The following is a 24,808-nucleotide window of genomic DNA, read 5'->3' on the forward strand; positions in this document are numbered from 1 at the left end:
TCGTTCGTACTCACGGTCCCGAAGGTACCTCCCCCGGGCGCGGGGCGTGACGCTGGCCCGGTACGCGGAAGGCCGGGCACGCGGCGCGCCCGGCCCTCCGTCCCGCGGTGCTCAGCCCTTGCGGCGCTTGCGGGCCGAGGCGACCAGCAGCACCAGGCCCACGCCGACCAGCGCGGCCGGGACGATCCGCTCCCGGCGCGGCTGCCCCTCCTCGTCCACGAACTGCGCCCGGACCTTCTCCACCACGCCGCTGGCGGCCACGTACGCCCGGGCTGCCCGCTCCTCGACGGCGGCCGCCGCCTTGGCCTTGACCTGGGCGGAGATGGTGCTCGGGTGGACGCGGACGGCCAGCTCGTCGAGGGTCCCCGCCAGCCGGTCACGCGTCCGCTCGATGTCCGCCTCGATCTGGGCGGTCGTCCGCGCCGACTTGTCCTGCGTGCTCGCCTCGCCCACTCGGGCCACCCCATTCACTCGCCGATGTCGTTCCGTCCGATCCGTGCGATCGGTGCGACTGACCCAGTGTGTCAGCTGCCGAACACGGCCGCGCGGCCCCACCCACCATCGGAGGTAAGTTTGCCGTGGTACAGCCGCCCGTCCCAGCCTTCAGGAGAGTACGACCGTGTCTGAGCGCCTCCAGCCCGGCGACACCGCGCCCGCCTTCAGCCTGTCCGACGCCGACGGCAACCAGGTGTCCCTCGCCGACCACGCCGGCCGCAAGGTCATCGTCTACTTCTACCCGGCCGCCCTGACCCCCGGGTGCACCAAGCAGGCCTGCGACTTCACCGACAACCTGGAGGTCTTCGCGGGCGCCGGCTACGACGTCATCGGCATCTCCCCGGACCAGCCGGAGAAGCTCGGCAGGTTCCGCGAGGCCGAGAACCTCAAGGTCACGCTGCTGTCCGACCCGGACAAGGAGGTGCTGGAGGCGTACGGCGCCTTCGGCGAGAAGCAGAACTACGGCCGCACCTACCTGGGCGTGATCCGCTCCACGATCGTCGTGGACGAGCAGGGCAAGGTGGAGCACGCGTTCTACAACGTGCGGGCCACCGGCCACGTCGCCAAGCTGCTGCGCGACCTCAAGGTCGGCGCCTGACCGACCGCGGTACGGGAGAACGACGAAGCGGTGGCGGCACACCCCCCGACCGGGTGCACCGCCACCGCCGTTCCTCACCTCAGCGGACCGGCTTGATCAGCAGGTCCCGAGGTCGCTCCAGACGCCCCACGAGCCGCTGGCCGCGGGGTCGTCGCCCTTGGTCCACCACTTGTTCTGGTAGTAGTGGCCCTTCCACGAGACCTTGGTGGGGGTCGCGTAGGTGGTGCCCGCGTCCCAGCCCGGGGCGGCCGTGCAGGCGCCCGAGGTCGGGGTCGGCGTCGGGGTCGGGGTCTGCGTCCCGGTCGCGGTGGGCGTCGGGGTCGGCGTCGGGGTGGCCGTCTGCGACGGGGTCGGGGTCGGGGTCGGCGTGCCGCCGTCCACCGCGCCGCGGGTCAGGTCGCCCTTGATCCCGTACAGCGTGCCGCCCACGTTGACCGTCCAGTTGGAGGGCGTGGACACCGGCAGGTAGTAGACGAAGTCCATGTCGATCGAGGCGCCCGGCGCCAGCGACTGCCAGCCCGGCAGCTTGACCGACACCCGGTTGTAGGTGCCCTTCAGACCGCCCACGTTGCCCGGGCCCGGGTTGTCCTGCTTGATGACCTGGAGGCCGAAGCCGGACTGGTCCTTGGCGTTGCCCGGGGCCGAGTTGCCGTAGTCGAACTGGAACTCGGTGCCGCCCGGCAGGGTCAGCGTCGAGTTGTTGACGATGTGCAGCTTCGGGTTGATCGGGTAGTTCGAGTCGCCCAGCGCGAAGTTGGTGAACGACACGTCGATCGGCAGGGTCTGCTGCGGCAGCGCGGTCGTCGAGCGGATCGCGCCGTACGGGGCCGCCGACTTGAACTTGTCGTACATCAGCGAGGTCAGCGTCGAACCGGGGACGTACTCGCCCTTGCCGCCGTTGGCGGCGGCGTCCCACTTGTAGTCGCCCGCGAGCTCCCAGATCATCGCGCCGCCGGCGCCCTGGTTGACGATGTAGTCCGCCTTGGCGCCCACCGACTGCTCGTCCTCGGTGGAGAGGAACACCTTCTTGGTGTCGTTCCACAGCCACGGCGCCACCAGGGCGGAGCTGTAGTTGCGGGTGTAGGTGCCCTGCAGCGCGGTGTCGGACACGCCGTACTTGGCCAGGTAGTCGGGCAGGATGCCCTTCTCCAGGTTCTTGGCGTGCCACATCGGGTTCGACCCGGCCGGGGACTCCTTGCCCGCGTCGTCCTTGTCGTTCCAGATGTTGTCGATGCCGACCGCGCCGTCACCGCAGGCGGTCAGGCCGGAGCCGGCCGGGCAGGTGGTCGCCGAGGCGGTGCCCCAGAGGCCGTTGGTGCCGCCCTGCACGTTCTTGAAACCGCGGGAGTAGTACGGCAGGCCGACGTTGATCCGGCCGCCGGGCATCGAACCGCGGAAGTAGTGGTACGACCAGTCGGCGTTCAGGTAGCCGATGCCGCCGTACTGCCCGGTGCCGTAGACGTTGGCGGCGGCCAGCTCGCCGTCCTTGCCGTCGTCGAACAGCGAGGCGTTCGGGCCCACGTACTTGTTCCAGGCGCCGTGCAGGTCGTACGACATGATGTTGACGTAGTCCAGGTACTTGGCCACCTGGAAGGTCTCCATGCCGCGCAGCAGGTAGCCGGAGGACGGGGCGGCGACCGACAGCAGGTAGTGCTTGCCGTCGGCGGCGCCGGCCTTGTCCAGGTTCTCGCGCAGGGTCTTCATCAGCGCCGCGTAGCCCTTGGCCAGCGAGCCGCGCTTGGCGTTGGCGAGCTGCCAGTCCAGCGGGTTGCCGGCGTCCTTCATCGAGGTCGGGTACTCGTAGTCGATGTCGACGCCGTTGAAGCCGTACTTGCGGATGAAGTCGACCGAGGAGGCGGCGAAGGTGTCGATGCCGGCCTGGTTGACGCTGCCGTCCGCGTTGACGGTCATCGAGTAGAAGCCGCCGGAGTCGACGCGCTTGCCGTCGTCCCCGAAGTAGCCGCCGGTCTCGGTCCAACCGCCCACCGAGATCAGGGTCTTGACGGCCGGGTACTGCTTCTTGAACTTCGTCAGCAGGTTGAAGTGGCCCTTGTACGGCAGGCTCGGGTCCAGCTCGGCACCGGGGACGCCGGGGAAGGAGATCCCGGTGGCCTCGTTGGTCGGGCCGTCGGTTCCGACCGAGAGCTTGTTGTCGCCGCCGACGTGGCCGAAGGCGTAGTTGAGGTGGGTGACCTTGTCCCAGGGGATGTCGTTCACCAGGTACGGCGCGTCGCCGTTCTTGCCGGTGCGCCAGCCGGTGAAGTAGCCGATGATGCGGCGCTGGTGGTCGGCGCCCATCTTCTCGCGCCCGCTGGTGTCGTAGACGGAGCAGTACGGGACGTCCACCCCGGGGGTCTGGTACAGGCCGTCCGGCCGACAGGCCGCGTTGTCGACCGCCGCCGACGCCTGCGAGGGCGCCGCACCCAGCGTCGCCATCAGCAGTCCGGCCAGCGAGGCCGCGGCGAGCGAGGCCACGCCGGCCCGGGCAGCCGGGCTCTTCCGGCGGTGGGCGGCGGTGGGACGCCGCTCCGCCGTGTTTCGGATCAACACTCGGTCCTCCAGGAGAGAGTGTCGGCGCGTGCCTGTGGGGGAGCACGCACGTGGGGGATTGCAATTGGCGCAGAAGCTATGTGGTCTGAACCACATAGGTCAATAGGTCTGTACCAATTGGTAATCAAAAGCCAAACATCACAGGTCGGAGCCGCTCGACAATCGGTCAGCCCCCTGGCCGAAACCCGCTCCCGGCGCGCGCCGGCCGACCCGGCGGCCGAGCTGCCCGCACCGGCGCGCGGCCGACGCACGGCCGTCCCCCGAACGGGACGAGGCCGGGACCGGACCGGGGACCGGACCGGGCGCCGAACCGGGGACCGGACCGGGCGCCGAACCGGGGACCGGACCGGGCGCCGAACCGGGACGCGGCACCGGCGGGGCGGCGGCCGAACTCGCTGTCCCCACACTCGACGAAGCTCTAGACTGGTCGCCATGCGGCCTTGGCGGAATTGGCAGACGCCTGGGTTTTAGGTGCCCATGGGAGAAATCCCGTGAGGGTTCGAGTCCCTCAGGCCGCACTGGCATTGAAATCGAAGGCCCGCCCCGAGGTGATCCCGGGGCGGGCCTTCGACGCGTTCACCGGACGGAGTGTCAGGCCAGCAGGTCCTTGACGACCGGGGCGAGGGCGCGGAAGGCCTTGCCGCGGTGGCTGATGGCGTTCTTCTCGGCCGGGGTGAGTTCGGCGCAGGTGCGGGTCTCGCCGAGCGGCTGGAGGATCGGGTCGTAGCCGAAGCCGCCGTCGCCGGCCGGGGCGGTGCGCAGGGTGCCGAGGAGGCGGCCCTCGACGACGCGCTCGGTGCCGTCGGGGAGCGCGAGGGCGGCGGCGCAGAAGAAGTGGGCGCCGCGGTGCGGCTCGGCGATGTCGGAGAGCTGGGCGAGCAGCAGGTCGAGGTTGGCGGTGTCGTCGCCGTGCTTGCCGGACCAGCGGGCGGAGAAGATGCCGGGCGCGCCGTTCAGCACGTCCACGCAGAGGCCGGAGTCGTCGGCGACGGCGGGCAGGCCGGTGGCGCGGGCCAGGGCGTGCGCCTTGAGCAGGGCGTTCTCGGCAAAGGTGACCCCGGTCTCGGGGACGTCCGGGATCTCCGGGTAGGCGTCGGCGCCGACGAGTTCGACGTCCAGGCCGGCGTCCGCCAGGATGGCGCGGAGCTCGGTGACCTTGTGCTGGTTACGGGTGGCGAGAATCAGGCGGGTGGACATATCGCCCACCCTACCGAGGGGCCGGGGACGATCAGCCGGTGCAGACCGAGGTGAGGTTGCCGGCCGCGGCGCCGAGCGGCTTGAGGTCCGGGACCTCGTTGCGGTCCGCGGCCCGCTGCACGTTCTCGACCTGCTTCTGCAGATCGGTCACGGCCTTGGCGACATCGGTGTTCTTGGAGTTCTTCCCGACCTGGTCGAGGTCGTTCTTGAGCTTCTGCAGGGCCTTCCCCGCCGCGGCCGCGTCGTTGCTCGCGTTGTCGTAGGCCTGGGTGACGTCGGCGATGTCGCCGGTGATCCGCACCGCGGTGTTGCCGCAGTCGAGCGCCTTCTGCGCGGCGGAGCAGCTCACCATGCTGAGCGGGAGGATCGCGATGAGTCCGGCCACGGCGAGGGCGGCGGGGCGGGCGATGCTCGACGGCATCCGATCCTCCTGTGGGGCGCGGGTTCCGTGATGGGGGACGCGCGCCGGGAGGTGCGCGGTTCCCGCAGCGGGAGTGCTGCGGGAACCGTACGGTCTCCGGGCCCGGCCTGTACAGCAGGCCGACCGGTTCGGCGGGCCGTTCGCCCGCGGCCCGCACGCGTGTCCGCACCGCGGTCCGAACGGCCGTCCGCGCCCGCGGGCTGACCGTGCGTCCGCTCCGGTCCACGGCTGCGGGACCCGCGCCGGTTCAGCCCTCCAGGGCCTTGCGCTGGATCGCGTCCAGCTCCGCGCAGCCGAGGCTGCCGAGGTCGAGCAGCCGGTCGAGCAGCTCGCGGTCGAAGGGGGCGCCCTCGGCGGTGCCCTGGACCTCGACGAAGCGGCCGTCGGAGGTGCAGACGATGTTCATGTCGGTCTCGGCGCGCACGTCCTCCTCGTACTGGAGGTCGAGCATCGGGACGCCGTCGATGATGCCGACGCTGACGGCGCTGACGCCGCCGGTGATCGGCTGGCCCTTGGCGCGCAGCAGCTTCTTGTCGCGGGCCCAGGCGACGGCGTCGACCAGGGCGACGTACGCGCCGGTGATGGCGGCGGTGCGGGTGCCGCCGTCGGCCTGGAGGACGTCGCAGTCGAGGACGATGGTGTTCTCGGCGAGCGCCCGGTGGTCCACGACGGCGCGCAGCGAACGGCCGATCAGCCGGCTGATCTCGTGGGTGCGGCCGCCGATGCGGCCCTTGACGGCCTCGCGGTCGCCGCGGGTGTTGGTGGCGCGCGGGAGCATGGAGTACTCGGCGGTGACCCAGCCCTCGCCGCTGCCCTTGCGCCAGCGGGGCACGCCCTCGGTGACGCTGGCGGTGCACAGCACCTTGGTGTCGCCGTAGGAGATGAGGACGGAGCCTTCGGCGTGCTTGCTCCAGCCCCGTTCGATGGTGATCGGGCGGAGCTGTTCGGGGGTGCGGCCGTCGATGCGTGACATAGGCACTGAGCGTAGTCGCTCCGGGGGGCCGGTCCGGGAAGCGGCGGGGGCCGGTCCGGGAGCCGGCGGGGATGCGCCGCGGCCCGCCGTCCCCCTGAGCGGGTCGGCGGGCCGGGCGGGCTGAACCCGGGTGGCTCAGCTCACATCATGTCCTCGATGTCGGCGGCGATCGGGTCGGCGTCGGTGCCGATGACGACCTGGATCGCGGTGCCCATCTTCACGACGCCGTGGGCGCCGGCGGCCTTGAGGGCGGCCTCGTTGACCAGGGAGGCGTCCTTGACCTCGGTGCGCAGGCGGGTGATGCAGCCCTCGACCTCTTCGATGTTGTCGATGCCGCCCAGACCGGCGACGATCTTCTCAGCCTTGCTGGCCATCTGGTTTCTCCCTCTGTCTCGGCCCTTCGGCGGCTCTGCCGGGTGCCGTCCTGCGCTGGTGCTGGGGTGTCCCTCGACCGCCGGGCGGTGAGGTCCGTGCCGGTGGCTGACGCGGGTTCGGCTGCGGTCGTGCCGGCGAGCAGCGCGACCAGCATCACCCGTGCCGGTCCGGTCCGCCACGTTAGTCCACTTTTGGCCCATTCCGGCGGGCAGGCGTCAGATCGTCGCCCGAGGATGACGATCAGCGGGGCTCGCGCCTCCGGAGTACGACCTGCTTCCAAGTGGTCTACACCAATATATGTGTACTCCGAGGAACGCGGTAACGGCCCCGGGTGTTCCCGAGCCCCGCCCGAGGGTCCCGCAGGGGCCCGCCGGTCGGCAACCGCACCCGGAGGGCGAAGGATGAGTTCGGCAGGCGCCACGGCCCCGCAGACCACGTGGTGGCACACCTTCTACGGCGGCCTCCAGAAGATGGGACGCTCCCTGCAGCTCCCGGTGGCGGTGCTCCCCGCCGCGGGCATCCTCAACCGGCTCGGCCAGCCGGACGTGTTCGGCAAGGACGGACTGGGCTGGGACGACGTCGCGAAGGTCTTCGCCGCCGCGGGCGGCGCACTGCTCGACTCGGCCTTCGGCCTGCCGATGCTGTTCTGCGTCGGCGTAGCGATCGGCATGGCGAAGAAGGCGGACGGCTCGACGGCGCTGGCCGCCGTGGTCGGCTTCCTGGTCTACTTCCGGGTCCTGCACGCCTTCCCGGAGCACTGCCAGCCGCCGACGGTGCTGGTCAGCGACCAGTGCGTGGACTACACCTCGGCGAAGGCGGCGGCCGCGACGTACCAGAACCCGGGCGTGCTGGGCGGCATCCTGATCGGCCTGATGTCGGCCTGGCTGTGGGTCCGCTTCCACCGCACCAGGCTGGTCGACTGGCTCGGCTTCTTCAACGGCCGCCGCCTGGTTCCGATGATCACCGCCCTGGTCGGCATGCTGACCGCCGTGGTGGCGATCTGGGTCTGGCCGCCGATCGGCCGCGGCCTGAACGACTTCTCGCAGACCCTCGCCGACCTGGGCGCGGCCGGCGCCGGCATCTTCGGCGTCTTCAACCGCGCCCTGCTGCTGATCGGCATGCACCAGCTGCTGAACACCTTCGTCTGGTTCCAGTTCGGCGAGTTCGTCAAGGCGGACGGCACGATCGTGCACGGCGACATCCCGCGCTTCCTGGCGGGCGACCCGACCGCCGGCCAGTTCCAGTCCGGCTTCTTCCCGATCATGATGTTCGCGCTGCCGGCCGCCGCCCTCGCGATGGCGCACTCGGCGAAGCCGCACCGGCGCAAGGAGATCTACGGCCTGATGCTCTCGGTCGGCCTGACCTCCTTCGTGACGGGCGTCACCGAACCGATCGAGTACTCCTTCGCCTACCTCGCCCCCGCCCTGTACGCCGTGCACGCGCTGCTGACCGGCGCCTCGATGGCGGTGACCTGGGGCCTCGGGGTGCACGACGGGTTCAGCTTCTCGGCCGGCCTGATCGACTACGCGATCAACTGGGGACTGGCCACCAAACCGTGGCTGATCATCCCGATCGGCCTCTGCTTCGCCGCCGTGTACTACGCGCTCTTCCGGTTCATCATCGTCAAATTCAACCTGAAAACACCCGGGCGGGAGGACGACGACCAGGTCGAGGACGTCACCAAGGCCTGAGCCCGAGCATCACCGGGGTTATCCCCGCAATGGCCTCCGGACCCGACGGTCCGGGGGTCTTCGGCATTTCGGAAAGCCCGGTCGCCCCGGCCCAACGCGCCTGGCAGGGCCCACCGGAGCAGGCTGTGCTTTTGTTGCGCGATTAGCCAAAATCGATTTTGTTGCGCGGTCGGCCAAAATACCGATCGCGGTGGATACCATGATCGCCATTCGGTAAGTAGGTTTCGATTTCATAGCGCTTCCCGGCTGCACCGCTTTCCGGGGTTCCTCGGCTTCTCCGCCCGTGCTACAAAACTGGTCTACACCACGTGTGGTGTAGACCAGTTCGCGGTTGGCCCCCTGTGCCGTCCCCCGACCGACCGCCATGCCGTTAGGAACCCACCCCCATGAGTCAGTCTGAGCAGGCACCGGCGCCCGCTACGGCTCCGGCCACGCCAAGCCCCGCCAAGAAGTTCGGCCAGAACCTCCTCCAGGGTCTGCAGAAGATCGGCCGCAGCCTCCAGCTGCCCATCGCGGTGCTCCCCGCCGCCGGTCTGCTGATGCGTCTCGGCCAGGACGACGTGTTCGGCAAGGACGGCCTCGGCTGGAACAAGGTCGCCTCGGTCTTCGCCACCGCCGGCGACGGCGTCTTCTCCAACCTGGCGCTGCTCTTCGCGGTGGGCATCGCGATCGGCTTCGCCAAGAAGGCGGACGGCTCCACTGCCCTCGCCGCGCTGGTCGGCTTCCTGGTCTACAAGAACGTCCTCACCGCGTTCCCGGTCTCCGAGGGCCATGTCGACGGCGACAAGTGGATCAAGCCGGTCTACCAGGACCCGGGCGTGCTCGGCGGCATCGTGATCGGTCTGCTGGCCGCGGTGCTGTGGCAGAAGTACCACCGCACCAAGCTGGTCGACTGGCTCGGCTTCTTCAACGGCCGCCGCCTGGTCCCGATCATGATGGCCTTCGTCGGCACCGCCGTCGGCGTCTTCTTCGGTCTGGCCTGGGGCCCGATCGGCGACGCCGTCAAGAGCCTGAACGACAGCCTGATCGGTGCCGGCGCGTTCGGTGCGGGCGCCTTCGGCCTGGTCAACCGCGGTCTGCTGCCGGTCGGCATGCACCAGTTCGTGAACTCCTTCGCCTGGTTCCAGACCGGTGACTTCACCAAGCCCGACGGCACCGTCGTGCACGGCGACCTGACCCGCTTCTTCGCCGGCGACCCGACCGCCGGACAGTTCATGTCGGGCTTCTACCCGATCATGATGTTCGCGCTGCCCGCCGCCGCGCTGGCCATCGCCCACGCCGCCAAGCCGCACCGCCGCAAGGCCGTCACCGGCATGATGGTCTCGCTGGCCCTGACCTCCTTCGTCACCGGTGTCACCGAGCCGATCGAGTTCGCCTTCGTCTTCATCGCCCCGGTCCTGTACGTCATCCACGCGCTGCTCACCGCCGTCTCGATGACCGTCACCTGGGCACTCGGCGTGCACGACGGCTTCACCTTCTCCGGCGGCCTGATCGACTACGCGCTGGCCTGGAACAAGGCCACCGACCCGTGGATGATCATCCCGATCGGCCTGGTCTTCGCCGCGGTCTACTACTTCCTCTTCCGCTTCGCGATCGCCAAGTTCGACCTCAAGACCCCCGGTCGCGAGGACGACGACGAGATCGAGGACGTCACCAAGGCCTGACGCCCGCGTCACCGCCCCGCCCCGAAGGCCCCGCCCCGCCGCTGCTCCCCCAGCGGCGGGGCGGGGCCTTCGGCGTGCCCGGGCACCGCGGGCCGACGGAAACGGCGGTTGACGAACCGACGGACGCCCTGGTCAACTGAAGCGGTGAACGCCTCGTGCCCGCTGGTCACCCGCAGCCACATCGACTTCGGTCGCGTGTGGTCCGCGGCGTGTCGCGGCTGAGCTGACCGTTCCCCCGCCGCCGCCCGGCTGACGTCCCGCCCGGCGCCGGACCTTCCCCCCGCCCGCACGGGCTCCGCCCGCGGGCCGCCACCGCGCTCCGGCGTGCCCCCGCGCTCCCGTGCTCCCCCGCACGGCCGCGCCGGCGCCCGCACGCGTCCGCACGAGGAAGTCAGGCTCACCATGCCCCGCCAGTTGCACCTGTCCGCCGCCCTCGACAGCCCCGGCCGCTTCGACGCCGGGCACTACGCCTACCTCGCCCGCCTCGCCGAGCGGGCCACCCTGGACTTCGTCACCCTCGACGACTCCTTCGCCGCCGCACCGAGCCGCCCCGACGCGCTCGCCGCCCTCGCCCGGATCGCCCCGCTGACCGACCGGGTCGGACTGGTGCCGACCGTCACCACCACCCACACCGAGCCCTTCCACACCTCGATCTCGGTCAACACCCTGGACTGGGCGAGCGAGGGCCGGGCCGGCTGGCTGGTCGGCGTCTCCACGACCGAGGCCGAGGCCCGGGCCTTCGGCCGCCGCCCGGTCGCCGCCGAGGACGAGCTGTGGGCCGAGGCCGCCGACGCCGTCGAGGTGGCCGCCCGGCTCTGGGACAGCTGGGAGGACGACGCGGAGATCCGCGACACCGCGACCGGGCGGTTCATCGACCGCGACAAACTGCACTACATCGACTTCGAGGGCCCGCACTTCTCGGTCCGCGGCCCGTCCATCACCCCGCGCCCGCCGCAGGGCCGCCCGGTGGTCGCGGTACCGGTCGCCGCCGCCGACCTCGCGCCGGACGCCTCCCCGGGCGGACGGGCCCGGACCGCCGCCGCGATCCGGCACGCCGACGTCGTGCTGCTCGACGCCCCCGACCGCGCCACCAGGCTGACCGCCGCCACCGAACTGCGGCTGCGCGCCGGGGAGGGCCTGCGCATCCTCGCCCGGCTCGACACCGCCCTGTCCGCCCTGCCCGACCGGGCCGCCGACGAGCGGCTGCTCGCCGAACTCACCGCGACCGGCACCGGCGTGGACGGCTTCCACCTCTCCCCCGCCGACCCGCCGCGCGACCTGGCGGCACTGGCCGACCGGATCGCCCCCGCCCTGCGCGCCGCGGGCCTGCTGCGCGCCGAGTACACCGGCCGCACCCTGCGCGACCACCTCGGCCTGGCCCGCCCGGCCAGCCGCTACGCCGCCCGCCCCGCCGGCGCCCCCGCCGCTTCCCCCGCCCTCGCCGAGGTGACCCGATGACGGACCGACCGCTCAAGCAGATCCACCTGGCCGCGCACTTCCCCGGCGTCAACAACACCACGGTGTGGAGCGACCCGGCCTCCGGCAGCCACATCGAGTTCTCCTCGTTCCGCCACCTCGCGCAGACCGCCGAACGCGGGAAGTTCGACTTCTTCTTCCTCGCCGAGGGCCTGCGGCTGCGCGAGACCAAGGGCCTCATCCACGACCTCGACGTGGTCGGCCGCCCCGAGTCGATCACCGTGCTGAACGCGCTCGCCGCCGTCACCGAACGGCTCGGCCTGGCCGCCACCGTCAACGCGACCTTCAACGAGCCGTACGAACTGGCCCGCCGCTTCGCCTCGCTGGACCACCTCTCCGGCGGCCGCGCGGCCTGGAACGTGGTCACCTCCTCGGACGCCTTCACCGGGGAGAACTTCCGCCGCGGCGGCTACCTGGACCGCGCCGACCGCTACACCCGCGCCGCCGAATTCGTCCAGCTGGCACGGGAGTTCTGGGACGCCGAGGACGAACCCGCCCGGCACCGCGGCCCGCAGTTCGAGGTCGAGGGCAGGCTCTCGCTGCCTCGGCCGCCGCAGGGCCACCCGGTGGTGATCCAGGCCGGGGACTCCGACGAGGGGCGCGAGTTCGCCGCCGCCACCGCCGACGTGGTCTTCTCCCGGCACTCCACCCTCGCCGACGGCCAGGCCTTCCACGCCGACGTCAAGCGCCGGCTCGCCGCGTACGGGCGCAAGCCGGACGAGCTGAAGATCATGCCCGGGGTCACCTTCGTCCTCGGCGACACCGACGCCGAGGCGGCCGAACGGGCCCACGGGATCCGCCGGGCCCAGGTCGGCCCGCAGACCACGATCGCCTTCCTGGAGCAGGTCTGGGGCGTCGACCTGTCCGACCACGACCCCGACGGACCGCTGCCGACCGTCGACCCCGACCCGGACAGCGGCCTGGTCCAGGGGCGGGTCCGGCACGCCGACCCGGTGGCCCTCGCCGAACGGTGGCGGGCGGTGGCCGCGGAGAAGAAGCTGACCAGCCGCGAACTGGTGATCGAGCTGACCGGCCGGCAGTCCTTCATCGGCTCGCCCGCCACCGTCGCCGCGCAGATCGACCACTTCGTGCAGAACGACGCGGCCGACGGCTTCATCCTCGTCCCGCACCTCACCCCGGGCGGGCTGGACGAGTTCGTCGACCGGGTCGTACCGCTGCTCCAGGAGCGCGGGGTGTTCCGCACCGACTACACCGGCCCCACCCTGCGGGACCACCTCGGACTGCCGGCGCCCGGGCGGCGCTGACGATCCGTCGCCCGGCACCCGGTGGGCCACCCGGCCGGCCTCCCGCAGCCGGGTGGCCCACCGGGTGGCCGTGACCGACGCCGGTGACACGGCCGTGCGCGGCTCGCCCGGGCCTCCCGGACGGGCCGCGCACGGCGGGCGGTCAGCTGGTGCGGCGGCGGCGGGCCAGGAAGAAGGCCCCCGCGCCGGCGCCCACCAGCAGCGCTCCGACGCCCGCGATCAGGCCGGTCCGGTCGCTGTCGGCGCCGGTGGAGGCCAGGTGGTCGCCCACCGGCCGGTCACCGGCCGCCGGGGCGTCGCCCGCGGGCGCGGCGGGCGCCGAAGCGGCCGGGGCGGCCGGTGCCCTGGTGACGTCGCCGGCCTGCTGGGCGGCGGGCGCGTCGCCGCCCGGCTGCGGCTTCGAACCGTTGGAGCCGGTGGACGGGGTCGGGGCCGGGGTCCCGGTGCTCTCCGGGGTGCCGGTCGGGGCGGGCGTGGTGGTGGGCTTCGGTTCCGGGGCGACGACCCGGACGGTGGCGCCGGGCGAGCACATGGTGGTGCCGCGGAAGGGCGTGCCGTCGCCCTCGTTGACGAACACGCAGGGGTTCAGCTCGGTCGCGCCCTGCGGCATGTCGGCCGGGTAGCTGACCCGGACCCGCTTGGTCTGCGAACTCCCGGGGGCCGCAGAGGAGTTGCGGCCGTCCAGGTAGAAGCCCGCCGGAGGCTCGGCCTCGGTGGTGACCGGCGCCAGGACGGTCCAGGTGCCGTCGGCGCCGCGGACCTCGACCCTGGCGTGCCGGTCGGTGAACAGCACGTTGCCGAGGTTGGTGTAGGCGGACGGCGTCGGGTTCCTGAGCACCGCGTCGAACTCGATGGGCGCCCCGCCCGCGACGGCGGTGGCCGGGACCCCGGACACGCCGTTGGTGATCCCCTCCACGTTGATCACGTGGGTGTCGTTGAGCGGCGGCTCGACCGGGGAGTCCTGCCACCAGCCCTTGACGGCGGTGCGGAAGGCGAGGTTCGGGCCGGTGCCGCCGTTGGTGGCCCCGTCGTGCGGCTTGCCCATCGGAACACCGAGGCGGAGCCTGACGTCGGTGCCGCCCGCCGGAACCGTCACCTTGCCGGTGCCGCCCGCGTTGACCAGCCGGTTCCCCTCGGAGCGCGCCTTCAGGTCCACCGGCAGCCAGCCACCGGTCATGTCGCTGAAGTAGTCGAGGCTCAGGGCGTTCGGCGGCGTCCCGAGGTCGCTCTCGATCTCGAAGTCCAGCACGACGGACGTGCCCTGGTCCCCCGGGTTGCCGATGTGCTCGGTGAACTCGACCGGCCCGCCCGCGAAGCCGACCACCGCCGGGGCGTGCACGGTCAGGCTGAGCGGCCCGGCGGCGGCGAACGCCGGGGTCGCGGTCACGGCGCCGCCGCCCACCAGCGCGGCGGTCAGCGCGACCGCCGGAACGAGCCGGCGGGCCCGGTTCAGGGCACGGTTGGTCTTGCGCATGGGATCCCCCTGGATTTCCGCTCCGGACCGGCACGCCGGATCCGGGCAGCACGAAGCAAGCCTGGTGAGTGGTGTGATCGCGGCCGCGCCCGACGGGCCGACCGTTCCGGCGGCGTTTCCCGCCGCTCACCTACTAGGACGTACGGGGGGCGGCGAGGTTGCAGGTCGTCCCGGAACTTTTTCCCGGGACTTCCGCGGCATCCCGCGCAACCCCCGCCGGGCTGCTCAGACCTCGTACACCGCACCGGCCCGGGCGACCTCGACCGGCCCCGGGTAGGCGGCCGCGGCGTCCCGCCGGTTGTGCTCGGCGTCGGTCCACGGGGGGATGTGGGTGAGGACGAGCCGGCGGGCGCCGGCCGCGGCGGCGTGCTCGCCCGCCTCGCGGCCGTTGAGGTGGACGGCCCGATAGGTGTCGCGCCCGTCGATGTACGCCGCCTCGCAGAGGAAGAGGTCGGTGTCGCGGGCGAGTTCGACGAGTTCGGCGCTCTCGCCGGTGTCCCCGCTGTAGACCAGCGAGCGGCCGTCGTGCTCCAGCCGGAAGGCGAAGGCGTCGACGGGGTGGTTGACCTGGGCGACGCCGATCCGGAACGGGCCGAGCTCGAAGCTGCCGGGGGTGAGCGTGCGGAACTCGAACACCTCCTTCATCCCGGGGTTCTCCGGCATGTCGTAGGCGCGGGCGAGCCGCTCGGCGGTGCCGGCCGGACCGTACACGGGCAGCAGTTCGGGGCAGCCCTCGGCGCGGTAGTTGCGCGCCACCCAGTAGGCGCACAGGTCGACGCAGTGGTCGGCGTGCAGGTGGCTGAGCAGGACGGCGTCGACGTCGTAGAGGCCGGTGTACTTCTGGAGGGCACCGAGGGCTCCGTTGCCGAGGTCGAGCACGACGCGGTAGCCCTCGGCCTCGACCAGGTAGCTGGAGCAGGGCGAGTCGGCGGCCGGGAAGCTCCCCGAACACCCCACCACGGTCAGTTTCATCCGAGCCCCTCCGCCCCGACACATCCTGGCTGCTGCTGGAAAACGGCATCGCCGTCCTCCACCGGACAGCGTGGAAAACGGCATGGAAAACGGCAGGCCGGGCGCGGCGAACCGGCCGGTAGCACTGCGTTGGTGTGTCGAGGGTAAGGGCGGAGCGGCACTTTGCCCCCGTCCCCGTGCCGGGCTGTGGGCGGAATCACCAGAACGCCGGGAGCTGGAGCGGGGGTGGTTGACGGGCCGGGGATCAGCGGCGCCGGGGCCGGTTGCGGGCCCAGGTACGGATGGTGAACGGGTACCACCGCGGGCGGCCGCTGCCGTCGATCACGTCCGGATCGGGCAGCAGCCGGTGCCGGCGGTAACTGCGGACGGTCGCGGGCCGGACGTTGATGTGGCGGGCGATCTCGGCGCAGGACCACAGCTCGGGGCCACGGGTCACGGGGGCACCTCCGGGGGACGGGGGCGGACGTTCGTGACGCAGCCTTGCCGGACCGGCCGGGACTCCGGGCGCAGAACGGGCATTGTGGCAGTTCCGTGACGAACCGGGAGCAATGCGCGGACATATGCCCGACCGTCACGGCCGGCACGGTAGTGGCGTTCACCCCGGCCCGGTACGGTTCGCCGCATGAACGGCATGACCGCTACCTGGCTCGTCCTGTCGCTGCTGGGCGTCGCGCTGCTGGCCGCCGCCGCGGCGGCGCTGGTGCGGCGCACCCGCCCGGCCCCGCGCCCGTCCGGGCCGACCGGCCCGAAGCCGCGGCCGGGGGCCGGCCCCGAGCCGCAGGAGATCTGGTGGGCGCAGGTGCCGTTCGAGGACGGGCCCGGGTCCAAGGACCGCCCGTGCCTGGTGCTGCGGGTGCACGGCCGGACCGCCACCGTCGCCAAGATCACCAGCAAGCACCACGCGGAACGCCCGGGCGTACTGCCGCTGCCGCCCGGGACGGTGGGTGACCGGGAGGGCCGGGCCAGCTGGCTGGAGACCGACGAGCTGCGCGAGGTACCGCTGTCGGCCTTCCGCCGCCGGGCCGGCGCGGTGGACCGGCAGGTCTGGGCCCGGGCGCAGCGGGCGCTGCCGCGCGGTTAGCGGCCTGCCCCCGGATGCCGCGGGCCCGGCGAGGATCCACGGGACGGGCCCTGGCCCCTGGGCCCTACGCCCAGAGCTGGCCCTGCAGCGCCTCGACCGCGGCCTCGGTGGACTCGGCGGTGTAGATGCCGGTGGACAGGTACTTCCAGCCGCCGTCGGCGACCACGAAGACGATGTCCGCGCGCTCCCCCGCGGCCGCCGCCTTGCGCCCGACGCCGATCGCCGCGTGCAGGATGGCGCCGGTCGAGACGCCCGCGAAGATGCCCTCCTGCTGGAGGAGTTCGCGGGTGCGGCGGACGGCGTCCGCGGAGCCGACCGAGAAGCGGGTGGTGAGCACCTCGGCGTCGTACAGCTCGGGGACGAAGCCCTCGTCGAGGTTGCGCAGCCCGTACACCACGTCGTCGTAGCGCGGTTCGGCGGCGACGATCCTCACGCCGGGGACCTTCTCGCGCAGGTAGCGGCCGACGCCCATCAGGGTGCCGGTGGTGCCGAGGCCCGCCACGAAGTGGGTGACGGTGGGCAGGTCGGCGAGGATCTCGGGGCCGGTGCCGGTGTAGTGGGCGCCCGCGTTGTCGGGGTTGCCGTACTGGTAGAGCATCACCCAGTCGGGGTGCTCGGCGGCGATCTCCTTGGCCATCCGTACGGCGGTGTTGGAGCCGCCGGCCGCCGGGGAGGGGATGATCTCGGCGCCCCACATGCGGAGCAGTTCGCGCCGCTCCTCGCTGGTGTTCTCCGGCATCACGCAGACCATCCGGTAGCCCTTGAGCTTGGCGGCCATGGCCAGCGAGATGCCGGTGTTGCCGCTGGTGGGCTCCAGGACGGTGCAGCCGGGGGTGAGCCGGCCGTCGGCCTCGGCGCGCTCGATCATGTGCAGGGCCGGGCGGTCCTTGATCGAGCCGGTCGGGTTGCGGTCCTCCAGCTTGGCCCAGAGGCTCACCAGGCCGTCGGCGTTGCCGGGGACGGCGGCGGACAGCCTCGGCAGACGGACCAGCGGGGTGTTGCCGACGGCTTCGAGCGGACTGTCGTAACGCAAGGGGGGCCTCCGGCCAAGGCGGTGGGGTGGAGAGGGCGGTTCCCCCGCCGTGCGGGCGGGGGAACCGGGAGGTCAGCGGGCGCCGCCGGCCACGGCGGGCAGGATGGTGACGCTGTCGCCGTCGGCGAGGGCGGTGGAGATGCCCTCCAGGAAGCGGACGTCCTCGTCGTTCAGGTAGACGTTGACGAAGCGGCGCAGCTCGCCCCCCTCGACCAGGCGGGCGGCGATGCCCGGGTGGCGGGCGTCGAGGTCGGTGAAGAGTTCCCCGAGGTTGCTGCCGTTGCCCTCGACGGCCTTGGCGCCGTCGGTGTAGGTGCGGAGGATGGTCGGGATGCGGACCTCGATGGCCATGAGTGCGCTCCTGGGCGAGTCGTGGAGTGAGTGGGCCGCGGCGGAGGCGGCGGGGCGGTCGCCCGGGCTCGGCGTCGCCGGGGGCGGCGGGCCCGGGTGAGGTGGTGAAGCGGCTCTCAGCGCGAGCGCGCGGGCGTGCCGGGACAGATCGCACCGGCGTGCCGGCACAGGTCGATGTGCAGGCGCGCCACGAGGCGGGTGCCCGGGGCCTGAGTGCTCACATCGACGGAACGCATGGGCTCATCGTATAGATTCCCGGGCCCGCTCCGACATGGCCGTCTCGGGATCCGGATGTTCCCGTTCCCAGGGCTGAGACGACAGCGGCCCGCCGCCCCTTCGGGAGGGGTCGGCGGGCCGCGTCCGCGGGGGTGCCGGTCAGACCGGGTAGGCCTCGACGACCTGCACGTCTTCCTCTGTGATCTCGCCGTCCACGATGCGGAACGAGCGGAACTGGTACGGGTCGTCCTCGCCCTCGCCCTCGGCGGTGGAGACCAGGACGTAGTGGGCGAACGGCTCGGAGGCGTAGCTCACGTCGGTGCGCGAGGGGTAGGCCTCGGTCGCGGTGTGCGAGTGGTAGACGATCACCGGCTCCTCGTCCCGGTCGTCCATCTCGCGGTAGAGCTTGAGCAGGTCGCCCGAGTCGAACTCGTAGAAGGTGGGCGAGCGGGCGGCGTTGAGCATCGGGACGAACCGCTCGGGCCGGCCGCTGCCGGCCGGTCCGGCGACCACGCCGCAGGCCTCGTCCGGGTGGTCGGCGCGGGCGTGGGCCACGATCCGGTCGCGGAGTTCTCGGGTGATGGTCAGCATGCGGGCCAGGATAGCCACGCCCCGGCGGCTGTCCGCCGGGGCGTCCGAGGCGCGGTCGGTGGGTGTCCACGTCCGGCCGGCGGGTGTCCGCGTCCGGTCCGTGGCGCCGGGGTCGGGGCCGTGGCCGGGCCGTGGCGTCCGGGCCCGGTCAGCGGGCGTCCAGGCTCCCGTCGCCGGCGGGCAGGCTGCCGTCGGCGGCGGGCTGCCGGTCCGCGGCGACGTCGTGGAGGGCTCGCGGGTCGCGGCGCTTGAGCACCTGGTAGCCGACCACCAGCAGCACGGCCCAGCACGGGAAGACGAACAGCGAGATCCGGTTGTCCCGGTCCAGTCCGATCAGCACCACGACCAGGGCGAGGAAGGCGAGCGCGGCCCAGCTGACCCAGGAGCCGCCGGGCGCCTTGAAGGTGGGCGCCGGCAGCTGGCCGGCCCGCCAGGCCCGGCGGTAGCGGATCTGGGAGATCAGGATCATCGCCCAGGTCCACAGGCCGCAGACCGTGGCGACCGAGGTGATGTACTCGAACGCCCGCGCCGGGACGACGCCGTTGAGCACCACGCCGATCCCCATCAGCAGACAGGAGACGGTGATCGCGAAGGCCGGGGTGCGGCGGGAGTTGAGCCTGGTGAGCCGTCCCGGGGCCTGGCCGCGCAGCGCGAGGTCGCGCAGCATGCGGCCGGTGGAGTACATCCCGGAGTTGCAGGAGGAGAGCGCGGCGGTGAGCACCACGAAGTTGATGATGCCGGCCGCCGCCGGGATGCCGATCTTGCCGAAGGCGGCGACGAACGGGCTGACTCCGGGCCGGAATTCGGTCCACGGCACGAGCGAGAGGATGACCACCAGCGCGCCGATGTAGAACAGCATGATCCGCCAGGGCAGGGTGTTGATGGCCCGCGGCAGGGTCTTCTCGGGGTTCTCGCTCTCGCCCGCGGTGACGCCGACGAGTTCGACGCCCAGGTAGGCGAACATGACGATCTGAAGGGTCATCACGGTGGAGCCGATGCCCCGGGGGAAGAAGCCGCCGTCCTGCCAGAGGTGGCCGAGCGACGCGGTGTCACCGGCCTTGCTGAAGCCGAGGGTCAGCACCCCGACGCCGATCAGGATCATGCCGATGATGGCGGTGACCTTGACCATGGAGAACCAGAACTCGATCTCGCCGAACAGCTTCACCGAGATCAGGTTGGCCGCGTAGAGCAGGACCAGGAAGGTCAGCGCACTGACCCACTGCGGTATGTCGGGCGCCCAGAACCGCACGTAGACGGCGGCGGCGGTGGTCTCCGCCATGCCGGTGACGACCCAGAACAGCCAGTACGTCCAGCCGGTCACGTAGCCGGCGAAGGAGCCGAGGAACTCCCGGGCGTACTCGGCGAAGCTGCCGGAGACCGGTCGGTAGGTGAGCAGTTCGCCGAGCGCCCGCATGATCACGAAGATCACCAGGCCGGCGACGGCGTAGGAGAGGATCAGGCTCGGGCCGGAGCGGGAGATCGCGGTGCCGGCGCCGAGGAACAGGCCGGTGCCGATCGCTCCGCCGATCGCGATCATCTGGATCTGGCGGCTGCCGAGCCCGCGCTCGTAGCCTTCGCCGTCCGCCGCGCTGTCGACCCTTTCGTCGTACAACTTCTCGGCCACTGTGCACCGTCCTGGTCGGTCTCGGGGGTGGAGAAGTCGTACCACGCGAAGTTCGGACAGCGGTGTCCATCTGAGCGTTATTTGAGCATGACCTGGTATGGTTTGCCCGATTTTCATAAGAAATGCCCCGGCCAATCGTCCACATTCTGGACGAAACGGCCGGGGCTTGCCCGGAATCGGGCAGGATCGCTCTCCCGAGGGACGGTTCCGCTCGGACTCAGTCCGCCATGGCCTCCAGCAGCGACTCCTGCAGGGCCCCCAGCCACAGGTACGCCATCACCAGCGGCTTGCGCTCGTCGCCGTCCGGCAGCTCGTAGAGGCCGTCCTCGTCGTCCTCGGTGACCTCCAAGCGGACGCCGACGGCCAGCCGCAGGTCGTTCAGCGCGCCCAGCCAGCGCTGACAGTCGGGCACCGCCAGCTTGAGCACCCCGCCGTCGCCGAGGCCGTCCAGCGCCCGGACCACGAACAGCGCGTCGTCCCGCTTGCGGGCCCGCAGGTCCAGCTCGGTGAAGCGGCGGAACTCGCCGGACGCGATCCTGGCCTCCTCGTCCTCCGGCTTCCCCGGGTCGCCGTAGGCGTCCGGGAAGAGCCGGGCCAGCGCCGGGTCGGCGGGAGCCTCGGTCGGGCCCTCGGCGAACAGCGCGGCCAAGGGGTCGTCACCCTCCCCGCCCGGGCCGGGGCCGATCAGCTCCAGCAACTGCACTTCCAGCGAGCGCAGGATGGAGGCCTCCCACTCGTCCAGCGCGATCGCCGCGCCGCCACCGCCGGCACTCTCGAACAACCCAGCCATCTGTATCGGTCAGCCCGTCTTCGTCGTCTTCGGTCGTACGGCCGGCGGTCCGGCACCCGTCGGGCCGGCCCCGGCCGCCTGTGCGCCGGTCGCGCCGGCGCCCGTCCGGCCGGCGCCGGTCGGTCCGGCGTCAGTCGTGCTGCAGCGTCGCCCAGAGGCCGTAGCCGTGCATCGCCTGGACGTCGCGCTCCATCTCCTCGCGGGAGCCGCTGGAGACCACCGCCCGGCCCTTGGTGTGGACGTCCATCATCAGCTTCCGGGCCTTGTCCTTCGGATAGCCGAAGTAGGCCTGGAAGACGTACTGGACGTAGCTCATCAGATTGACCGGGTCGTTGTGCACGATGGTCACCCAGGGCGTGTCCGGCTCGGTCACCGGCACCCCCTCGACCTCCGGGCGCTCGATCTCCACGGGCGCGACGCTCAAGCCGGGTCCTCCTCGCTGCACAGTCGTCCGTAACCCCTCATGCCCCATGCTGCCATCCGGGGGACACCCCGGCGATTCCGGCCCGGCACGCTCGCCGAGAAATCGTCACTCTGACGCTAAGTGGTAGTAGCATCATCCGTATGGACGCCACTTCCGTGCGCGCGGCCGGCTCGACCGCGCTGCTCACCGACCGCTACGAGCTCACCATGCTGCAGGCCGCCCTGCGCAGCGGGGCCGCGCACCGCCGCTCCGTCTTCGAGGTCTTCACCCGCCGCCTGCCGAGCGGCCGCCGATACGGCGTCATGGCCGGCACCGGTCGGGTCCTGGACGCCGTCGAGAACTTCCGCTTCACCACCCCCCAGCTGGACTGGCTCGCCGACCAGGACGTGGTCGACGAGACCACCCTGCGCTTCCTCGCCGACTACCGCTTCCGCGGCGACATCCACGGCTACCCCGAGGGAGAGGTCTACTTCCCCGGCTCGCCGCTGCTCACCGTCGAGGGCAGCTTCGCCGAGGCCGTGATCCTGGAGACGGTGATCCTCTCGATCCTCAACCACGACTCGGCCATCGCCGCCGCCGCCTCCCGGATGACCGCCGCCGCCGGCGGCCGCCCGGTGATCGAGATGGGCGCCCGCCGCGCCCACGAGCACGCCGCCGTCGCCGCCGCCCGAGCGGCCTACGTGGCCGGCTTCGCCGCCACCTCCGACCTGGAGGCCGGCTACACCCACGGCATCCCGACCACCGGCACCGCCGCCCACGCCTTCACCCTGGTGCACGACAGCGAACGGGACGCCTTCACGGCGCAGATCGCCTCCATGGGCAAGGGCACCACGCTGCTGGTCGACACCTTCGACCTGCGCGAGGCCGTGCGCACCGCCGTCGAGGTGGCCGGCCCCGAACTGGGCGCCGTCCGGATCGACTCCGGCGACCTCACCCTGCTGGCCCACCGGGTCCGCCGCCAGCTGGACGAGCTCGGCGCCGACCGGACCAGGATCATCGTCACCTCCGACCTCGACGAGTACGCGATCGCCGCCCTGGCCGCCGCACCGGTGGACGGCTACGGCGTCGGCACCAGCCTGGTCACCGGCAGCGGCCACCCGACCTGCGCGATGGTCTACAAGCTGGTCGCCCGCGCCGAGACCGAGGGCGGGCCGATGGTGCCGGTCGCCAAGCGCGCGGCCGGCGGCAAGACCAGCATCGGCGGCCGCAAGTGGGCGGCCCGCCGGCCCGACGCCGACGGCGTCGCCGAGGCCGAGGTGGTCGGCACCGGACCCGTCCCGGACGGGCTGCGCCCGCACCTGATGCAGGTGCCGCTGGTGCTGGACGGCGAGACCGTCGGCCGGGAGCCGCTGAGCGCCGCCCGCGAACGGCACGTGCGCGCCCGCGCCGCCCTGCCGCTGTCGGCCACCCAACTGTCCAAGGGCGACCCGGTGCTGCCGACCGAACTGGTCCTGCCCGCCGGGCCGGCCCACTGACCGGAACCCGGGGCCGGGACCGGCCCACCGGACCGGCCCCGGGGACTTCCGCCCCCGCGCGCCACTCCCTACAGTCGACCGTAGAGTTCCCCGAGTTCCCCCGGAGCTCCCCGAGTACCCCCCGCGCCCGCCGCGGCCGGGCCGCGTACTCCCGAGGGCTCCCCCCACCGGGGCGCCGCCTCCCGCGGGCCCCCGAGATCCGAGGATGCGAGCCATGCACCGGGCACTGATCGTCGTCGACGTGCAGAACGACTTCTGCGAGGGCGGCAGCCTGGCCGTCGCCGGCGGCGCCGAGGTGGCCGCCGCCATCACCGACCTGATCGCCGAGTCCTCCCCCGGCTACCACCACATCCTCGCCACCCGCGACCACCACATCGACCCGGGCGACCACTTCTCCGCCGAACCGGACTACGTCGACAGCTGGCCGCCGCACTGCGTGGCCGGCACCGAGGGCGTGGGCTTCCACCCCAACTTCGCACCCGCCGTCATCTCCGGCGCGGTCGAGGCGGTCTTCGACAAGGGCGCCCACTCGGCGGCGTACAGCGGCTTCGAGGGGCTGGACGAGAACAACCGCGGTCCGGTGGAGTGGCTGCGCGAGCGGCAGGTCGACCAGATCGACGTGGTCGGCATCGCCACCGACCACTGCGTCCGGGCGACCGCGCTGGACGCGGCCCGGGCGGGCTTCAGCACCCGGGTGCTGCTGGACCTCACCGCCGGGGTCGCCGCGGAGACCACCGCCGCCGCGCTGGCCGAGCTGCGGGCGGCCGGGGTCGAGCTGGTCGGCACACCGCTGGTCCGTCCGTAGCGGCTCCCGGGGCCGCGCCCGGGGGGTGCTCGCGGGGGGGTGTGTGTTCGCGGGGGCACGGCCGCGGGGTCGTGCTCGCCTGGGCGTGCCCGCGGGGCCGCTCAGACCACCAGCAGCTCCACCACGTCCGTCCCGCCGGCCCGGTACGCCTCGCGCAGTTCGCCGCCGACCACGTCCGGGTCGGCGGCCAGCCGGGCCCCGCAGACGTACACCACGCGGACGCCCAGGTACTCCATCCGGTGCTGGCCGCCGCGCACCCAGGCGGCCTCGCCCTCGCTCACGCAGCGCAGCTCCGAGTCCACCTCCACCGCGACGCCCCGCTCCGGCCAGTAGAGGTCCGGGACGGCGATGTACGTACCGCCGCGCATCCGCAGCTCGGGGGCGCTCAGCGGCGCCGGCAGCAGCCACTCGTCCATCAGGCTCCCCAGCCGCTCCAACACCAAATCCCGCTCGGTGGCCAGCAGTTCGTCCAGCGCGGCACGCACCCGAGGCTCGCAGGTCAACCCGGAGTCGGTCAGCTCGGCCACCAACTCCCGCACCGTGCAGTGGTTCCCGGGCAGAACGAGGGCCTCCCTCAGCACCTCGCGCACCGGGGCCGGGCCGCCCGACGGCTCCGCCGTCCACTCGACCAGCGCGTCGGCCACCGCCCGGGCCACCGGCGCACAGGCCAGCCCGTGCACCGAGCGGGCCACCAACTCCCGTTCGGTGCGCCGGATCCGGACCTCACCGACGTCCTTCAGCCGGCGCTGCCGGGGCACCAGGACGTCCACCCCCGTCACCGCGGGCAGCCGGGGCACGACGGTGAAGCCGTACAGCGCCAGCGCGGCCGTGCCGGTGATCACCGCACCCTCCCGGCGACCCTCCTCGCGACCGTTCTGCGCGGCGTACAGCAGCGCGGCCCACATCCGCTGCTCGGGGGTGGGCTCGGCGGCCTGCAGCAGGTAGACCCTGGGAAGCATCCGCTGCCAGGGTCCACCCCGGCGACAGTGCTCGGTGATGATCCGGGCCGGCACGCCCCGGGCGCGCAACTGGCTCGCGGTGACGACGTTCTGCTGACGCTTCGCCAGCTCCTCCAGGGACGGCGGCGGCATCGGAATCCGGTAGCTCATGCCGACACCATCCCCAACCCCCCGGACCCGCGACCGGGACCCTGACGCACTGTTACTCAACCGTCGCGAAACCGGGATCAGCCCGCACTAAAGTCCTCATACCCTCACTCATTTGGAGTAATTGACGCTCATCAGGTTGTCATATGTGATCGAAAACG

The 24,808-nt window shown here is 72.3% G+C and carries 25 protein-coding genes and 1 tRNA gene; 9 read left to right on the forward strand and 17 right to left on the reverse strand.

Annotated features, from left to right (window positions below; translation table 11 throughout):
- Positions 1–111 precede the first annotated feature (111 nt).
- A complete protein-coding gene (locus tag ACGFSC_RS29545; protein WP_359915195.1) occupies positions 112–453 on the reverse strand; it encodes a DUF3618 domain-containing protein in 342 nt (113 codons plus the stop codon).
- Between the two features lie 166 nt (positions 454–619).
- Here ACGFSC_RS29545 and bcp point away from each other — a divergent pair, with 166 nt between their 5' ends.
- Positions 620–1,093 (forward strand): thioredoxin-dependent thiol peroxidase, encoded by a 474-nt coding sequence (gene bcp, locus ACGFSC_RS29550; RefSeq protein ID WP_359915197.1) that lies wholly within the window; start codon positions 620–622, stop codon positions 1,091–1,093.
- 96 nt (positions 1,094–1,189) lie between these two features.
- Here the strand turns inward: bcp and ACGFSC_RS29555 are convergent, their stop codons facing one another.
- Positions 1,190–3,529 carry a chitinase C-terminal domain-containing protein gene (locus ACGFSC_RS29555; RefSeq protein WP_392864184.1) on the reverse strand — a complete coding sequence of 780 codons (2,340 nt, stop codon included), beginning with the start codon at positions 3,527–3,529 and terminating at the stop codon, positions 1,190–1,192.
- Positions 3,530–4,077: 548 nt separating this feature from the next.
- On the opposite strand from ACGFSC_RS29555, the gene ACGFSC_RS29560 reads away from it, so the two are divergent.
- A tRNA-Leu gene (locus tag ACGFSC_RS29560) sits at positions 4,078–4,161 on the forward strand.
- Positions 4,162–4,234: 73 nt separating this feature from the next.
- Here ACGFSC_RS29560 and rdgB read toward each other — a convergent pair.
- From rdgB to ACGFSC_RS29580, 4 genes are all read right to left on the reverse strand, one after another.
- Complete coding sequence (gene rdgB, locus ACGFSC_RS29565) at positions 4,235–4,840, reverse strand: RdgB/HAM1 family non-canonical purine NTP pyrophosphatase (protein ID WP_359915199.1); 606 nt, start codon at positions 4,838–4,840, stop codon at positions 4,235–4,237.
- Positions 4,841–4,871: 31 nt separating this feature from the next.
- Positions 4,872–5,261, reverse strand: coding sequence for a hypothetical protein (locus ACGFSC_RS29570; RefSeq protein ID WP_359915201.1), 390 nt, complete (start codon positions 5,259–5,261; stop codon positions 4,872–4,874).
- 247 nt (positions 5,262–5,508) lie between these two features.
- Positions 5,509–6,234: a ribonuclease PH gene (gene rph / locus ACGFSC_RS29575; RefSeq protein WP_359915203.1), complete on the reverse strand. Its 726-nt coding sequence runs from the start codon at positions 6,232–6,234 to the stop codon at positions 5,509–5,511.
- 140 nt (positions 6,235–6,374) lie between these two features.
- Positions 6,375–6,608, reverse strand: a complete 234-nt coding sequence (locus ACGFSC_RS29580; protein ID WP_063349220.1) for a glucose PTS transporter subunit EIIB — start codon at positions 6,606–6,608, stop codon at positions 6,375–6,377.
- 402 nt (positions 6,609–7,010) lie between these two features.
- On the opposite strand from ACGFSC_RS29580, the gene ACGFSC_RS29585 reads away from it, so the two are divergent.
- From ACGFSC_RS29585 to ACGFSC_RS29600, 4 genes are all read left to right on the forward strand, one after another.
- A complete protein-coding gene (locus ACGFSC_RS29585; protein ID WP_359915205.1) occupies positions 7,011–8,300 on the forward strand; it encodes a PTS transporter subunit EIIC in 1,290 nt (429 codons plus the stop codon).
- Between the two features lie 386 nt (positions 8,301–8,686).
- Complete coding sequence (locus tag ACGFSC_RS29590) at positions 8,687–9,964, forward strand: PTS transporter subunit EIIC (RefSeq protein ID WP_359915207.1); 1,278 nt, start codon at positions 8,687–8,689, stop codon at positions 9,962–9,964.
- Between the two features lie 402 nt (positions 9,965–10,366).
- Positions 10,367–11,422, forward strand: coding sequence for an LLM class flavin-dependent oxidoreductase (locus ACGFSC_RS29595; RefSeq protein ID WP_359915626.1), 1,056 nt, complete (start codon positions 10,367–10,369; stop codon positions 11,420–11,422).
- A complete protein-coding gene (locus ACGFSC_RS29600; RefSeq protein ID WP_359915624.1) occupies positions 11,419–12,705 on the forward strand; it encodes an LLM class flavin-dependent oxidoreductase in 1,287 nt (428 codons plus the stop codon). Before ACGFSC_RS29595 ends, ACGFSC_RS29600 begins: the two co-directional genes overlap by 4 nt.
- A gap of 142 nt (positions 12,706–12,847) precedes the next feature.
- Here ACGFSC_RS29600 and ACGFSC_RS29605 read toward each other — a convergent pair whose 3' ends face one another.
- The 3 genes from ACGFSC_RS29605 to ACGFSC_RS29615 all read right to left on the reverse strand — a co-directional run bounded on the left by ACGFSC_RS29605 (position 12,848) and on the right by ACGFSC_RS29615 (position 15,587).
- A complete protein-coding gene (locus ACGFSC_RS29605) occupies positions 12,848–14,179 on the reverse strand; it encodes an LAETG motif-containing sortase-dependent surface protein (protein WP_359904129.1) in 1,332 nt (443 codons plus the stop codon).
- A 225-nt stretch (positions 14,180–14,404) separates the two neighbouring features.
- Entirely contained in the window at positions 14,405–15,151 is a 747-nt protein-coding gene (locus ACGFSC_RS29610) for an MBL fold metallo-hydrolase (protein WP_359904132.1), read from the reverse strand.
- A gap of 244 nt (positions 15,152–15,395) precedes the next feature.
- Complete coding sequence (locus tag ACGFSC_RS29615; RefSeq protein ID WP_359904135.1) at positions 15,396–15,587, reverse strand: MarR family transcriptional regulator; 192 nt, start codon at positions 15,585–15,587, stop codon at positions 15,396–15,398.
- A gap of 186 nt (positions 15,588–15,773) precedes the next feature.
- On the opposite strand from ACGFSC_RS29615, the gene ACGFSC_RS29620 reads away from it, so the two are divergent.
- Positions 15,774–16,232: a type II toxin-antitoxin system PemK/MazF family toxin gene (locus tag ACGFSC_RS29620; protein WP_380351937.1), complete on the forward strand. Its 459-nt coding sequence runs from the start codon at positions 15,774–15,776 to the stop codon at positions 16,230–16,232.
- Between the two features lie 64 nt (positions 16,233–16,296).
- On the opposite strand, the gene ACGFSC_RS29625 is transcribed toward ACGFSC_RS29620, so the two are convergent.
- From ACGFSC_RS29625 to clpS, 7 genes are all read right to left on the reverse strand, one after another.
- Entirely contained in the window at positions 16,297–17,265 is a 969-nt protein-coding gene (locus ACGFSC_RS29625) for a cysteine synthase (protein ID WP_359904138.1), read from the reverse strand.
- A 72-nt stretch (positions 17,266–17,337) separates the two neighbouring features.
- Positions 17,338–17,616 (reverse strand): MoaD/ThiS family protein, encoded by a 279-nt coding sequence (locus ACGFSC_RS29630; protein ID WP_030242903.1) that lies wholly within the window; start codon positions 17,614–17,616, stop codon positions 17,338–17,340.
- 116 nt (positions 17,617–17,732) lie between these two features.
- On the reverse strand, positions 17,733–17,852 hold the full coding sequence (locus ACGFSC_RS29635) for a putative leader peptide (RefSeq protein WP_310593142.1): 120 nt from the start codon (positions 17,850–17,852) through the stop codon (positions 17,733–17,735).
- 139 nt (positions 17,853–17,991) lie between these two features.
- A complete protein-coding gene (locus ACGFSC_RS29640; RefSeq protein ID WP_359904141.1) occupies positions 17,992–18,423 on the reverse strand; it encodes a M67 family metallopeptidase in 432 nt (143 codons plus the stop codon).
- Between the two features lie 148 nt (positions 18,424–18,571).
- The gene (locus ACGFSC_RS29645; protein WP_359904272.1) at positions 18,572–19,960 is read right to left on the reverse strand and encodes an amino acid permease; all 1,389 of its coding nucleotides are present in this window, start codon (positions 19,958–19,960) and stop codon (positions 18,572–18,574) included.
- Positions 19,961–20,264: 304 nt separating this feature from the next.
- Positions 20,265–20,837, reverse strand: a complete 573-nt coding sequence (locus ACGFSC_RS29650) for a DUF2017 domain-containing protein (RefSeq protein ID WP_359904144.1) — start codon at positions 20,835–20,837, stop codon at positions 20,265–20,267.
- 130 nt (positions 20,838–20,967) lie between these two features.
- Positions 20,968–21,261, reverse strand: coding sequence for an ATP-dependent Clp protease adapter ClpS (clpS, locus tag ACGFSC_RS29655; RefSeq protein WP_049654313.1), 294 nt, complete (start codon positions 21,259–21,261; stop codon positions 20,968–20,970).
- A gap of 140 nt (positions 21,262–21,401) precedes the next feature.
- On the opposite strand from clpS, the gene ACGFSC_RS29660 reads away from it, so the two are divergent.
- Both ACGFSC_RS29660 and ACGFSC_RS29665 read left to right on the forward strand, forming a co-directional pair.
- Positions 21,402–22,736: a nicotinate phosphoribosyltransferase gene (locus tag ACGFSC_RS29660; protein WP_359904147.1), complete on the forward strand. Its 1,335-nt coding sequence runs from the start codon at positions 21,402–21,404 to the stop codon at positions 22,734–22,736.
- Between the two features lie 214 nt (positions 22,737–22,950).
- Positions 22,951–23,541, forward strand: coding sequence for an isochorismatase family protein (locus ACGFSC_RS29665; RefSeq protein ID WP_359904150.1), 591 nt, complete (start codon positions 22,951–22,953; stop codon positions 23,539–23,541).
- A 101-nt stretch (positions 23,542–23,642) separates the two neighbouring features.
- Here ACGFSC_RS29665 and ACGFSC_RS29670 read toward each other — a convergent pair whose 3' ends face one another.
- Positions 23,643–24,650, reverse strand: a complete 1,008-nt coding sequence (locus ACGFSC_RS29670; RefSeq protein ID WP_359904153.1) for a hypothetical protein — start codon at positions 24,648–24,650, stop codon at positions 23,643–23,645.
- Positions 24,651–24,808: the final 158 nt, after the last annotated feature.

The sequence above is a fragment of the Kitasatospora sp. NPDC048715 genome, assembly GCF_043198905.1.
GTDB lineage: Bacteria > Actinomycetota > Actinomycetes > Streptomycetales > Streptomycetaceae > Kitasatospora > Kitasatospora lactacystinica.